The sequence below is a fragment of the Streptomyces beijiangensis genome (assembly GCF_017315755.1).
Taxonomy (GTDB): Bacteria; Actinomycetota; Actinomycetes; order Streptomycetales; family Streptomycetaceae; genus Streptomyces; species Streptomyces beijiangensis.
This window is the reverse complement of record NZ_JAFLRJ010001637.1, coordinates 1-286: the sequence shown is the minus strand read 5'-3', so window position 1 is coordinate 286 and position 286 is coordinate 1. Positions and strand designations below refer to the sequence as shown.

1 pseudogene is annotated in these 286 nt (G+C 46.5%); it reads left to right on the top strand.

The features are described from left to right. Positions 1-286, top strand: a pseudogene (locus J0695_RS46605) (hypothetical protein); the annotation flags it as partial.

Genomic DNA, 286 nt, shown 5'->3' with positions numbered 1-286 from the left:
GATTTGTCGAGCGGATTAACTATGATTTAGCGAATGATTTAGGCAACCTGCTGAACAGAACGGTCGCCATGGTCAACAAATACTTTGACGGCCGGATTCAGTCGTATGACGGCCCGGTTACCGCTTTTGACGAACCGTTGTCATCATTCTCGCAAAAGACAATTGAAGCGTACGAGCATGCGATCGAAAATATGGAGTTTTCCGTTGCGCTTTCATCATTGTGGCAGTTTGTCAGCAGAACGAATAAATACATCGACGAGACAGCCCCTTGGGTACTGGCAAAAGA